This window comes from Gordonia sp. NPDC003422 (assembly GCF_053588675.1).
The window spans coordinates 1-12,590 of sequence record NZ_JBSFQL010000002.1 but is presented as its reverse complement, the minus strand read 5'-3'; the positions used below and the strand labels follow the sequence as shown (position 1 = coordinate 12,590).

Genomic DNA, 12,590 nt, shown 5'->3' with positions numbered 1-12,590 from the left:
CGGGTGGACGGCGCCGACCACTCTCACGCGCACGCTGATGCCGCCGACCGTCCGCACGAGGTCGACGTCACCGAGTGGACCCGACGATTCGACCTCCTCTCCGATCCGCACCGACTCGAGATCCTGATCGTGCTGCACCGGCAGCCGGGCATCTTCGTGGGTGACATCGCCACGGCCGTCGGTCGGACCGAAACGGCGGTGTCGCAAGCGCTTCGGGTTCTGCGGCACCAGGGCTGGGTGACCTCGACCCGGGTGGGACGCTCGGTGAGTTATCGGCTGGACGACGAGACCGTGCACGAATTGCTGCACTGGATGGGCGCCGGTCACGAGTGACCGTTGAAGGATGCCGTCACGAGTGACCGTTGAAGGATGCCGTCACGAGTGACCGCTCGAGTGGGCGCTCGGCGCACCGCAGGACAGGGCGGGCCCTGCCCGAACGGATAGTCTGTCTGCTCAATCATCTGAATAAGTGGACAGATGTTGCGGGTGGTCCTACCGTTTTTCCATGTCCTCGACAACCACCACCGTCGCCATGCACATGAGCGATGGCATCATCAACGCGCCGGTCTCCGCGATGTTCGTGGCGATAGCGATCGCCGGCCTGGCGCTCTGCGCATGGCGGGCCCGCACCGACCTGGACGAGAAGACCGTTCCGATGGCCGGGCTGGTGGCAGCCTTCATCTTCGCGGTCCAGATGATCAATTTCCCGATCCTGCCGGGGGTGAGCGGGCACCTCCTCGGCGGAGCGCTGGCCGCGATCCTTGTGGGCCCCTTCACCGGAGCCCTCTGCGTCGCGATCGTCCTCGTCGTGCAGGCATTGCTGTTCGCCGACGGTGGGGTGAGCGCGCTGGGCGCCAACATCACCAACATGGCGTTGATCTCGACCTTTGTGGGCTATCTCGTCGCTATCGGACTCCTGCGGCTGTCCGGGCGGCGTGGGCGGTCACTCGGCCCGCTCGGGGTGATCTCCTTCATTGCGGCGCTGTGTGGAACCGTCTGTGCTGCAACGGGATTCGTCATCGAGTATGCGATCGGCGGCGCTGCGACCACCTCGCTCGGCACCGTCGCCACCTACATGTGGGGCACACACGTGCTGATCGGTGTCGGCGAGGGACTCATCACCGCGGTAACCGTGGTGGCAGTGGCTCGGGCACGGCCGGACCTGGTCTATCTGTTGCGACACAGGCCGGTCGACGTCACGAACCCGGTTGGAGTCGCGGCATGAGTGTCACGAACAGTCAGCAGACCCCGTCTGCGACCGGGCCCAAGATCCGGTTGCGCTACTTCCTCATCGGTTTCGGTGCGGTCGCCCTGCTCGTCGCGGGCGTCATCTCGTACTTCGCGAGTTCGTCGCCGGACGGCCTGGACTCCGCAACGCAGCGTGGTTGCGAGACGGTGATGGTCGACGGCGTAGAACAGTTGAAGGGCAACTGCATAGCGCAGCACGCCACCGATCACGCGATGGCGTCCTCGCCGCTGGCCGACTACTCGGTCAAGGGAATCGGTGACTCCAACGGTCTCGCCGGGATCATCGGCGTGCTTGTCACGCTGGCGGTGGCCGGCGGCCTGTTCTGGCTGATTCGTCTTCGCTCGCCCGGTCGCACTTCCCCGTCGCTTCGCTCGCCCGGTTGCAATTCCCCGTCGCTTCGCTCGCCCGGGCCACGCCGAACTGAATCGGGCATCTGACGTGGGTGCGGGCCACGCTCATCCGCTCTACCGGGAGGGCCGATCGTGTGTTCATCGGGCGCCGGTGGAGGTGAAGCTGGTCTGCCTGGTCGTCTTCGTGTTCGCCGTGGTGGCGACGCCGCGTGAGATGTTCTGGCCGTACGCGGGTTTCGCGATCATTGTGTTCGTGGTGTGGCGACTGGCCGACGTGCCGGTGCGGTGGATCGCGCCGCGGATGCTGATCGAGGCGCCGTTCGTGGTGCTCGCCGTTCTGTTGCCCTTTGCCGAGGGCGGACAGCGAGTCGAGATCGCCGGGCTGTCGATGTCGCTCGCCGGCTTGTACGCCGCGTGGGGCATCGTCATCAAAGGCACTCTGGGCGTGGCGGCCTCGCTGACCTTCGCCGCCACCACGCCTGCCCGAGAATTACCGCTTGCGCTGAGTCGGCTCGGAGTGCCTGCCACCATCACTCCGGTGATCGTGATGATGTTGCGTTACATCGATGTGCTGTCGGCGGAGGTTCGACGCATGCAGGTGGCGCGCCTGGCCCGAGGCGATTCGCCGCGGATGATCCACCAGGCGGGTGCGATCGCCAAGGGCGTGGGGTCGATGTTCCTGCGGTCCTACGAGCGCGGCGAGCGGGTTCATCTCGCGATGATGTCGCGCGGCTTCACCGGGGTCATCCCGGAGATGCCGGGTGTGGCGACAGCGACGAGAGCCACCCGTGCACAGTGGCTCGTAGTGGTCATGCCCGCGGCCGCGGCGGTCATGGTCGCAGCAGCGGCGTGGAGCCTGCGATGACCGGGCCCGCGATCGAGGTCTCGAACCTGCATTTCACGTATCCGGATGGACGCGTGGCACTTGCCGGCGTCGACCTCACGATTGCGCCGGGTGAGCGAGTCGCGCTGCTCGGACCCAACGGTGCAGGCAAGACCACGCTGATGCTGCAGCTCAACGGAGTACTGTCGCCGACCCTGGGCTCGGTCGTGATCAACGGTGTCACCGTGAGTGCCAAGACGATTCGCGAGATCCGGTGCCAAGTGGGACTGGTGTTCCAGGACCCCGACGACCAACTCTTCATGCCGACGCTCATCGAGGACGTTGCCTTCGGGCCGGCCAACTTCGGTGTGAAGGGTGACGAGCTCGCCGACGTGGTCGACCAGGCGCTCGACGCGGTGTCGATGAGAGAGCACGCGCGCCGCAGTCCGCACCATCTGTCCGGGGGACAGCGGCGCCGCGGGGCGCTCGCCACGGTATTGGCCTGTCGCCCAGATATTCTCGTGCTCGACGAGCCTTCCGCCAATCTTGATCCGGTGGCCCGGCGACAACTCGCGGAAACACTTCTCGGACTGCATCAGACGATGCTCGTGGTGACCCACGATCTGCCCTATGCTGCTCAACTCTGCGACCGAGCCGTCATCGTGGATGCCGGCCGGATCGTCGCCGACGGTGCCATCGACGACGTTCTCGCCGACGAGGGACTCCTCGCGGCCCACCGGCTCGAATTGCCCTGGGGATTCAACGCACACAGTCTCTCGGCGGCGCGCGCCGCCCGCGCCGGCGGCTGACCGTTCGGCCAGCCTGACACCTCTCCGAACGGTCAGGTGTGGACCTGCTCCCAGGAGGAGCGTCGCAGGCGTAAAGGACGGTTTGCTTCTCGGGAGGTGTCGGACCCGGATGTGACGCGCGTAACGTCGCCGATGCCCCACTAGATCAGCGACGACACGCGTGCGCCCCAGCTCGCGGGAGGACAGCATCATGCAGGTTGACGAATTACTCAAACCGTTTCCCATCAAGGAGTTTCACCCGTTCCCGCGGGCGATGATGGGCCCCGGCGCTCACGAGATGATCGGGCCCGAGGCACTCAAACTGGGCTTCAAGAAAACCCTCGTCATGACCACGGGTCTGCGGGGAAGCGACACCGTCCACAAGATCGTCGAGTCGTGCAAATACCACGGTCTCGAGGTCGTCCTGTTCGATCAGGTCGAGTCCAATCCCAAGGACTACAACGTGATGGACGCGGTGTCGCTGTACAACTCGGAGAAGTGTGATTCGTTCATCTCCATCGGCGGCGGCTCGGCACACGACGCCTGCAAGGGCGCTCGTATCTCGGTGGCCCACGATGGGCGCAACATCAACGAATTCGAGGGATTCAACAAGAGCGAGAACCCCAAGAATCCGCCGCACATCGCCGTATCCACCACTGCCGGAACGGGTTCGGAGACCTCGTGGGCGTATGTCATCACCGACACCACCACCGACCCCGACAAGCCGCACAAGTACGTGGCCTTCGACGATGCCTCGGTGACCACTCTGGCGATCGACGACCCGGTTCTGTACTACGACTGCCCGGTGGCCTTCACCGCCCAGTGCGGATTCGACGTTCTCGCACACGCCTCCGAGCCGTACGTGTCACGACTGAACTTCCCGCCGTCGATGGGCAACGCGCTGCACGCGGTCAAGATGACTGCCCAGCACCTGCGCGAGGCGACCTGGAACCCGACCGAGCTGTCCGGCCGCGAGGGCATGATGTACGCGCAATACATTGCGGCACAGGCCTTCAACTCGGGTGGCCTGGGCATCATCCACTCGATCAGCCACGCGGTGTCGGCGTTCTACGACACCCACCACGGTCTGAACAACGCCATCGCACTGCCGCGTGTGTGGGCGTTCAACATGCCCGTGTGCTACGAGCGGTTCGCCGACATGGCCGAGGCGATGGGCGTCGACACCCACGGCATGACCAAGGTGCAGGCTGCGGATCAGGCACTCAACGCCGCCATCCGGCTGCTGCGCGATGTGGGCATCCCGGAGAAGTTCACCGACGTCAACCAGGATTCGCACATCAAGAACCGATTGGGCCAGGGCCCCACCAAGTTCTACGAGAACCGCAAGGAGATCTCGGGTGCGCCGGAGTCGATCGATGCGATCACCAATCACGTCCTCGGCGACGCCTGCACCCCGGGCAACCCGAAGGAGTGCACCTTCGAGACGGTCCGACCGGTCGTCGACCACGCGTTCAACGGCGACCTCGATGACCTGCTGACGTAGGTCAGCAGTTGGGCGTGGCCGGCGTCCTGCCCCCGAGGCGCCGGCCACACCATTCTTTCGTAACACCAACCCCCGCAAGGAGACACCGATGTCCGTGCAGATCGTTTCCGACTCGTCCGCCGGTTCCGGCCCAGCGCCAGATGAGGCAGTCGGCGATGGCACGGCAGAGTTTGTCGACGTGGCCGACGTTGTCGAGAAGTTCGCTGCGGCAGGCTATCTCGCGGATCAGCGGTTGGCCACCACGGTGTTCCTGCAGCACAAGCTCGGCAAGCCGATCCTGCTCGAAGGACCCGCGGGCGTCGGCAAGACGCAGCTGGCCAAGACACTGGCTGAGGTCACCGGTCGGGAACTGCTGCGTCTGCAGTGCTACGAGGGGCAGGACGAGACCACGGCCCTGTACGAGTGGGACTACGGAAAGCAGCTGCTCTACACCCAGGTCTTACGCGAGAAGATCAGTCAGGTCGTGGCGGACGCGTCGACGCTGTCGGAAGCGGTCGACCGCATCGGCGCCGAGGAGAGCGTCTTCTTCTCCGAACGCTTCCTCGCGCCCCGGCCGCTGCTGGAGGCGGTACGCGCCGACCATCCCGTGGTCCTGCTCGTCGACGAGGTGGACCGCGCCGACGAGGCGCTCGAGGCAGTTCTCCTCGAACTCCTCGCCGAGTATCAGGTGTCGGTACCCGAGATCGGAACCTTTGTCGCCACCCACCAACCGATGATCGTGTTGACCTCCAACAACACTCGCGATCTGTCGGCCGCCCTGAAGCGACGCTGCCTGCACCTGTCGCTGGACTACCCGGATTCCGCGCGCGAACTGGAGATCATCAAGTCCAAGAACACCGGACTCTCGGACACGTTGTCGGCCAAGCTGGTCGAGATCGTGCGCGGTCTGCGCGACCTCGATCTTCGCAAGGCGCCCAGCATTTCCGAGGCGATCGACTGGGCGCGCACCCTCGCAGTACTCGGGGCCGACGAACTCACCGCGGACGTGCTGGCGCAGACCGCGAACGTGGTCGTCAAGTACGACCGGGATCTCGCCCGTGCCATCGACGCCCTGCCGAAGCTCGTCGATCCCAACGCCGAGGTGCCCGAACACCTGCATTCCCACGGTCATTCACATGGGCACGGGCACAGTCACTCTCATGGCGAGCACAGTCACGACCACGGCGACCACGACCATGGAGATCACGATCACGGCAAGGACCAGAGCGACCACAGCGGACAGGCCAAGCGCGCCGCCAAAGATGTTCCCGGACGGCATGGTTCGGACTACTACGGCTCGCCCGGAGCCAAGAGCGACGCAGGTACCCGGACCATCAGCCCGGGCCAGGGTGATCGCTCGTTCAAGTCGCGCGGCGGCGGTGCGCGCAAGCGGCCCTTCTGAGCGGGACGGGAGTCCAGCGCATGGAAGCCGCCATTCACCGCTTCGTCCGTCTGCTGCGCCTGCACGGCATCCGCATCGGGGTGTCGGAGGCGATGGATGCGATGTCGGCAACCGCGACAGCGGAGATCCTCGCCGACCGCGAACTCCTGCGATCGGCCCTCGAGGTGTGTCTGGTCAAGGACCGCCGGGACGAGGCCACCTTTCACGATGTCTTCGACCGCTTCTTCGCGTTGCGTCCGGTACTCGAGAACGCTGATGCACACGGCCACTCGCACACCCACGATGACCTGTCGGACTCCGGCGAACTCACCGAGTACAGCCTGTCCGATGAAATCAGCGAGACACCGCAGCAGGGCCACAGCCACGGACCGCCGTCGAATCTGAAGGAGTACTTCGACCCGGAGGACCTGGCCGAGCAGTACAACCTTCACCAGGAGGCCAACCGGCTCGACATGGCCTCGCTCACCGACGAGATCGTGCTGTCCTCCGACGAGGTGCCCAACGCCGAGGCCGCCGCTCGGGTCCAGCTGACCGTGTCGCGTCTGGCCAACCCGGGCCGGCCCGGCGATCTGGTCACCGACAACCGAACCCAACTCGACGTCGAACTCTCGGTGGCGCAGGAGATGGCGTTGCTGACGTGGCTCGACGATCCGGACGCGGCGTCGGGACCGCAGCCCGACGCCGAGGAACTCGCGGCGCTGCGCAGCGCGCTGGCCGGACTGCTCGACGGGCTGCCCGAAAAGCTCCGCGACCACCTCGAACAGCTCATGGCCACCGACCATCAGATCGAGGAGCGTGAGGTCAAGGCGGAGGTCCGCGACCTCATCCACGAACACGAGCGGGCCAGTCTGGAGGATTCGATCCGGCGTCTGATCCGCAGTCTGCACGGGGCACCCCGGGCGCGTCGGAAACTGGCCGCCCGCGGGACCGTGGACGCCGCTCGCACGATGCGGGCCAACCTGCGCTACGACGGTGTGCCGTTCCGGCCGATCACGGTGGCCAAGGTGGAGGATCGGCCCAGTCTGCTGATCCTGGCCGATGTCTCGCTGTCGGTCCGAACCGCCGCCCGGTTCACGTTGCAGCTCGTGCACGGTCTGCAGTCGATGGTCGCGCATGTGCGGTCGTTCGCCTTTGTCGCCGACCTGGTGGAGATCACCGACCTGTTCGCCGAACACCAGCCCGAGGAGGCCCTGTCCCTGGTGGTGTCAGGACTGCAGGCGGGGGGCGTCCTCGACACCGACGCCGACTCCGATTACGGGCTGGCCCTCGGGAAGTTCCTGGAGGAGTACGGGGGCGCCGTCACCCGCCGCACGACGGTGATCGTTCTCGGCGACGGACGCAACAATGGTCGCGACCCCAATTTCGAGGCGTTCGAGGAGATTTCGCGTCGTGCCCGCGAGACGATCTGGATCACTCCGGAGGCCGCCTATTCCTGGGGGCTCGGTTCCTGTGATCTGCCCGCGTATGCGACCTATTGCGACCGCGTCCACGTGGTGCACGACCTCGCCGAACTCGAGCAGGTCTCTGTCGATGCATACGGCGCGTGACGCCGATCACGCCGCGTAGGATCGCGGATACGGCGGGGACCGGGAGCGAACGGGTGAGAGTGCGTGCAGGCGAAGGTCGATGGTGAGGAGTTGACGCGGTCAGACCTGCGTGTCGCCAAGTTCCATACACCCGAGATCATCGTGGGTTCCGGAGCGCTCGCCGAGATCGCCGGGGCGGCCCGCGGCCTGGGTGTGCAGCGCTTGATGATCGTGTCCGACCGCGGCATCGTGGCCACCCCCTGGTATCCGGAGCTGGCTGCGTCACTGCGCTCCGAGGGCCTGTCGGTGTCGTCGTTCAGCGAGGTGTCGCCCAACCCGCGCGCGCCCGAGATCAGCGCCGCCCTCGAGCATTACGATTTCCGGCGCTGCGACGGCATCGTGGCGCTCGGAGGCGGGTCGGTGATCGATGCCGCGAAAGGCGTCGCGATTCTCGCGGCCAATGGCGGGCACATCCTCCAATACGAGGGCATCGACAAGGCGACATCGCCGCTTCCACCGCTGATCGCCGCCCCAACCACGGCGGGCAGCGGCTCCGACGTCTCGCAGTTCTGCATCGTCAACGATGTCGACCGCATGACCAAGGTGACCATCATCGGGCGCGGGCTGGTGCCCGACGTGGCGGTGATCGACCCACGCACCCTGGCGACGCTGCCCCCGGAGGTCGCAGCCCAATCGGGGATGGACGCCATCACCCACTGCATCGAGGCCTACGCCTCGGTTGCCCACAGTCGACTCACCGACGGCGCGGCGTTGTCGTCGATCGCGACCGCGTGGCGGAGCATCGAACGATTCGTCGGCGACCCGTCCGACACCGTCGCGGGCACCAACATGGCCTACGCCTCTCTCGAGGCCGGGATGGCGTTCACCAATGCGATCCTCGGTGCCACGCACGCGATGAGTCATCCGGTGGGCGGCCTGTGCGACGCCCCGCACGGCGCGATCAACTCGGTGTTGTTGCCGCACGTCATCCGCTTCAATGCCGAAGCCGATCCGCGGCCCTATGTGGACCTCGCTCGAGCTGTCGGCGTCGACGATTCTGGGTCGCCTCATGCGGTCGCCGAGCGATTCGCGGATGCAGTTGCGCGACTGTCATATTCGGTGGGACTTCCGCGTACCCTGCGGGCGGTCGGCGTGCTCGGCGAGCACTTGCCGGTGCTGACCGCCAATGCGATGGTCGACGCCTGTATGACCACCAACCCGCGTCAACCCACACCCGACGAGATATTGGGCATGTATCGCGAGGCCCTCTGAGATGGCAGTGCAGGGTCGACTCGCCGACGACGGAGCTCCCGACGAGGAGGCCTCGCGCCTGGAATCCCTGCTGGGCCTGCACTCGGTCAAAGGATCGCACTACGCGCAGTACCGCGGTGTGGAGCAACGACTCACCAGGGTGGTCGAGGCGCTCGACCGCATCTCCCGCGCGCTCGTCCAGACCGGTGAGGGGCCGGAGACACTCGTGTTGTCGGTGGTGCGCGCAGTACAAGAGCATCTGGACGCCGAGTGGGTGGTGTTCGCGCTGTGTGACGGCGAACTCGACCGCACCGGGCCGCGCCACCTGATGATGGGTCGCGACGGCACGATCTACGCATTCGAGGGCGTGCATGTCGCACGCACGCCGAGTCATCTGCCCGACGAGGTGCTCAACCGGCTCAACGACATCTTGCGCAACCAGATGACCCGACTGAAGCGGCCGATGGTCGACGACCATCACGTGCACGTCCCGCTGCATCTCGACGGCCGGGTGGTCGGCGGGTTGTCGGCGTGGACGCCCGAGCACAAGGTCGTCGATTCCGCCGATCCGGTGGTGCTCCGCATTCTCGCGCGGCAGGCGGCCGTCGCGCTGCTCAATGCGGCGCTGCTCGAGGAGAGCCGGCATCAGCTGGCGCGCGCCGAGCAGGCGTTCGCCCAGGCGACGGCGCAGGCCGCCGACCTCGCGGTACGCAACACCGAGCTGCAGCGCACGCAGCGCGAACTCTCCGCCGTGATGCGTCAGCGGCTGGTGACCGAGGAGCGCGAGCGGATCGCTCGCGAACTGCACGACTCGGTGACACAGTCGGTGCTCTCGGCCGGGGTGCACATCGAGGTCTGCCGGATGGAATCCGATCCGAAAACCGCAGACCGACTGGAGGTCGCCGGACGTCTCACCCGAAATGCCGTGGAACAACTGCGTTCGGTGATCTATGCGCTGAACCAGGCCCCGTCGGTGGAGGGACTGAGTCTTGGCGAGGTACTCGACGAACTGTGTTCGATGCATCTTCCGAAGGAACTCGAAACACAGGTTCGGGTGACCGGTCGGATTCGTGACCTGCCCGATGACATCCAGCACGCCGTGCTCAGGATCGCGGGCGAGGCGCTGTTCAACACCGCGGTCCATTCCGAGGCGAACACGGCCCGCGTCGACCTGACCTATCTCGACGACGCCGTGCAGCTGGCCGTCGACGACGACGGGGTCGGCGATCCCGGTCACCTACGACGGGTTCTGCGCGCCGCGACGCTGGGAGACCTGGCCGGGCGCCACCGCGGGTTGGCGAACATGGCCGCGCGTGCGGACGAGTTGGGCGGTGAACTGCGGATTCGTCGTTCGCGACTGGGTGGTGTGCGCATCGTCGTCACGATTCCGGCGGTCGAGTCACGTCGTGGCAGGGCCACGCCATCCGAGCAGGAGGTCATCCGATGAACAGTCCGGCAGACACCACGGCGATCCGAACGATGCTCGTGGACGATCACGCACTGCTACGAGAGGGGATTCGGTCGCTGCTCGACCGCGAGTCGGCGATCTCGGTGGTCGGGGAGGCCGGCTCCTACGACGGGGCACTTGCCGAGGTGCAACGGTGCCGCCCCGATGTGGTGGTGGTGGATCTCAAGCTCACCGCGGGAACCGAATACGAGGGGTTGCGCCTGATCACCGAGATCGCCGGTCGACATCCCGACGTCGCGACACTGGTGCTGACCACCTTCCTCGACGACGATCTCGTCGTCCGCGCGGTTCGTGCGGGCGCGCGCGGGTACGTCGTGAAGGACGTCGACACCACCGAGCTGGTGCGGGCGATTCAGGCCGTCTCCGGAGGTGGCAGCGCCTTCGATCCGCGGAGCGCGGCCATCGTGCTGCGTAGCGTCTCCGGTGATGGTGCGGGACCGGAGGCACTGACCGAGCGCGAACGCGAAGTGCTGCGGTTGCTGGCAGATGGGTTGTCCAACAAGAAGATCGGGCAGACACTCTTCATCTCGGAGTCGACCGTCAAGTTCCACATCCGCAACATCATCCGCAAACTCGGCGTCTCCAAGCGCACCGACGCCGTGTACATCGCGAGCAAGCGTGGATTGATCTGAACGCAGTCGGGTGGCCCGAGGAATGTCCACTCATCCGTGTGAAGTTGGGCCCGGATTCCGGACTCAACTTCACACGGATCGTCTTGCGACGGGAGTGAGGACCATCCATCCACCGAGGTGGGTGAACAACTCGACCCCGTCGTGCTCAACCTGGCCGGCCCAAGCTGCGAGGTCGTCGAGCGTGAGTTGGATCAGGTGGCCGAAATGTTCGCTGGGATGTTCCTCGAAGGGCACCGCGACGACGACGCGGCGTCGGGCTACCCGTAGAGCCTCCGTCAGAGCCCGGACCGTTGCTTGCTCGTCAAGGTGTTCGAGCAGGTGGATGAGGGTGACGGTGTCGACCGCATCGGTGTCGAACGGTAGGTCGGTGGCGTCACCGACCACCGCGCGAAGCGGCGTTTGCCTGCGCCGAGCCGCCGCACGCAAGTGCTCGACGGCGCCAGGGGAGATGTCGCAGGCACTGACCTCGAAGCCGTCCTCCGCGCACTGGAGTGCGAGGAAGCCAAAACAGGAACCGACCTCGAGCAGACTGTCGCCGACGACCAGCGACCGCGCGCGCGCATGAACCGGACCGAACGGTGACCCACCGTCGCGGAGCTCGGTGATCGAATTGTCGTAGAACGCTGCCCAGGACCCAGCCTCGGTGCTCGCCGCCGAACGGATCATCTGCACGGCGGCGTCCTCGAACTGCCTTTGACCTGCGATGACACCCGCGTCGACGAGGCCGACGAGACTGCCGACCACGGCCGAATCCGAGATCGACCCGCCATCGAAGGGATGAACGATGTCGACCGACACCGGGCCGATCCGCCAGCCGAGATCGCCGCACCGCCGAAAACCTGCCGGCACAGACCGGCAATGACGCACAGAAACCGTACGAACCGATTCGAGATGCTGGGCAATGGTCACCCTATAGACGCTAAAAGCGCGCTGACCTGCGCATAACTGGCCGTCCAGGCGCGCGTACTGTCCAAAAGGACGGTTTGCGGCGTAGATCACATCGATGGAATTCGGCGTGCGAGCGGGAATGTTTGCGTTCGGTCGGTGGTTGAAATCCCCGTGACCAGCGAGAATGGAAACCGGCGCACGCCGTGACCAGGCGATTTGACCCTGACAACGCAGCCCAGTAACTTTCTTCAAGTCAGCGCGCCACGGCGCCGCCCCGGACAGACTCCCGAGAGGGAGCGGACGGGGAGAGGAAACCGGGTTCTGCACTGACCGCCCCCGAGAAATCGAACAGGGTAGCTTCGCGCGCCTCGATCGACCATCTCGGGACTGCCAGACACTCCCGATCGGAACCAAGACCGAGAGTTGCGGACCGGCAAGAGGGTCTGGTACGCTGGAAGAGTTGCGCCGGAGACGGGGCAACTACTCCAAAACGAACAAAGCTCGCAGGTGAGCGCCCGATGTGGGTAGTGCCGGTGGGTGTGTGTTCTTTGAGAACTCGATAGTGTGATGATGAATTGTCTGATGCCAATTTTGTTTGGCATTGTGTGTCCAAGTGTTTTTGGATGGATGATGATTTTTTTTGTGGCATCTGTTCCTCCTCGTGGGGCAGGTGTTGCTTGTTTTTGGATTGGTCAGGTTTTTCTTTCCTGATTGTGTTGAAACTGTGCTG

Annotated in this window: 13 protein-coding genes; 11 read left to right on the top strand and 2 right to left on the bottom strand. The window is 65.5% G+C overall.

What is annotated here, in order from left to right:
* Nucleotides 1-3: 3 nt before the first annotated feature.
* The 11 genes from ACWDTF_RS01825 (at nucleotide 4) to ACWDTF_RS01775 (ending at nucleotide 10,972) form a co-directional block, all read left to right on the top strand.
* A complete protein-coding gene (locus ACWDTF_RS01825) occupies nucleotides 4-333 on the top strand; it encodes an ArsR/SmtB family transcription factor (protein WP_449753895.1) in 330 nt (109 codons plus the stop codon).
* 172 nt (nucleotides 334-505) lie between these two features.
* Entirely contained in the window at nucleotides 506-1,225 is a 720-nt protein-coding gene (locus ACWDTF_RS01820) for an energy-coupling factor ABC transporter permease (RefSeq protein ID WP_240860270.1), read from the top strand.
* A complete protein-coding gene (locus ACWDTF_RS01815; protein ID WP_449753894.1) occupies nucleotides 1,222-1,686 on the top strand; it encodes a PDGLE domain-containing protein in 465 nt (154 codons plus the stop codon). The genes ACWDTF_RS01820 and ACWDTF_RS01815 overlap by 4 nt, the downstream gene beginning before the upstream one ends.
* A gap of 1 nt (nucleotide 1,687) precedes the next feature.
* On the top strand, nucleotides 1,688-2,464 hold the full coding sequence (gene cbiQ, locus ACWDTF_RS01810; RefSeq protein ID WP_240860266.1) for a cobalt ECF transporter T component CbiQ: 777 nt from the start codon (nucleotides 1,688-1,690) through the stop codon (nucleotides 2,462-2,464).
* A complete protein-coding gene (locus tag ACWDTF_RS01805; protein ID WP_240860265.1) occupies nucleotides 2,461-3,231 on the top strand; it encodes an energy-coupling factor ABC transporter ATP-binding protein in 771 nt (256 codons plus the stop codon). Before cbiQ ends, ACWDTF_RS01805 begins: the two co-directional genes overlap by 4 nt.
* Before the next feature lie 190 nt (nucleotides 3,232-3,421).
* The gene (mdo, locus tag ACWDTF_RS01800; protein ID WP_240860264.1) at nucleotides 3,422-4,714 is read left to right on the top strand and encodes an NDMA-dependent methanol dehydrogenase; all 1,293 of its coding nucleotides are present in this window, start codon (nucleotides 3,422-3,424) and stop codon (nucleotides 4,712-4,714) included.
* Between the two features lie 88 nt (nucleotides 4,715-4,802).
* Nucleotides 4,803-6,095, top strand: coding sequence for an AAA family ATPase (locus tag ACWDTF_RS01795; RefSeq protein WP_240860263.1), 1,293 nt, complete (start codon nucleotides 4,803-4,805; stop codon nucleotides 6,093-6,095).
* A gap of 20 nt (nucleotides 6,096-6,115) precedes the next feature.
* A complete protein-coding gene (locus ACWDTF_RS01790) occupies nucleotides 6,116-7,642 on the top strand; it encodes a VWA domain-containing protein (RefSeq protein ID WP_240860262.1) in 1,527 nt (508 codons plus the stop codon).
* 63 nt (nucleotides 7,643-7,705) lie between these two features.
* Nucleotides 7,706-8,893: an iron-containing alcohol dehydrogenase gene (locus ACWDTF_RS01785; protein WP_355276742.1), complete on the top strand. Its 1,188-nt coding sequence runs from the start codon at nucleotides 7,706-7,708 to the stop codon at nucleotides 8,891-8,893.
* Between the two features lies 1 nt (nucleotide 8,894).
* Nucleotides 8,895-10,319 carry a MadS family sensor histidine kinase gene (locus tag ACWDTF_RS01780; RefSeq protein WP_240860260.1) on the top strand — a complete coding sequence of 475 codons (1,425 nt, stop codon included), beginning with the start codon at nucleotides 8,895-8,897 and terminating at the stop codon, nucleotides 10,317-10,319.
* Nucleotides 10,316-10,972: a MadR family response regulator transcription factor gene (locus tag ACWDTF_RS01775; protein ID WP_240860259.1), complete on the top strand. Its 657-nt coding sequence runs from the start codon at nucleotides 10,316-10,318 to the stop codon at nucleotides 10,970-10,972. The genes ACWDTF_RS01780 and ACWDTF_RS01775 overlap by 4 nt, the downstream gene beginning before the upstream one ends.
* Nucleotides 10,973-11,041: 69 nt before the next feature.
* Here ACWDTF_RS01775 and mftM read toward each other — a convergent pair whose 3' ends face one another.
* The gene (gene mftM, locus ACWDTF_RS01770) at nucleotides 11,042-11,881 is read right to left on the bottom strand and encodes a mycofactocin oligosaccharide methyltransferase MftM (RefSeq protein ID WP_449753893.1); all 840 of its coding nucleotides are present in this window, start codon (nucleotides 11,879-11,881) and stop codon (nucleotides 11,042-11,044) included.
* A gap of 232 nt (nucleotides 11,882-12,113) precedes the next feature.
* Nucleotides 12,114-12,590: hypothetical protein (locus ACWDTF_RS01765; protein WP_449753892.1), on the bottom strand; the 477-nt coding region annotated here is incomplete at its 5' end.

Coding starts and splice junctions, on each gene's coding strand:
- ACWDTF_RS01820 (WP_240860270.1), top strand. CDS start 506: ATGTCCTCGACAACCACCACCGTCGCCATGCACATGAGCGATGGCATC.
- ACWDTF_RS01815 (WP_449753894.1), top strand. CDS start 1,222: ATGAGTGTCACGAACAGTCAGCAGACCCCGTCTGCGACCGGGCCCAAG.
- ACWDTF_RS01805 (WP_240860265.1), top strand. CDS start 2,461: ATGACCGGGCCCGCGATCGAGGTCTCGAACCTGCATTTCACGTATCCG.
- mdo (WP_240860264.1), top strand. CDS start 3,422: ATGCAGGTTGACGAATTACTCAAACCGTTTCCCATCAAGGAGTTTCAC.
- ACWDTF_RS01795 (WP_240860263.1), top strand. CDS start 4,803: ATGTCCGTGCAGATCGTTTCCGACTCGTCCGCCGGTTCCGGCCCAGCG.
- ACWDTF_RS01790 (WP_240860262.1), top strand. CDS start 6,116: ATGGAAGCCGCCATTCACCGCTTCGTCCGTCTGCTGCGCCTGCACGGC.
- ACWDTF_RS01780 (WP_240860260.1), top strand. CDS start 8,895: ATGGCAGTGCAGGGTCGACTCGCCGACGACGGAGCTCCCGACGAGGAG.
- ACWDTF_RS01775 (WP_240860259.1), top strand. CDS start 10,316: ATGAACAGTCCGGCAGACACCACGGCGATCCGAACGATGCTCGTGGAC.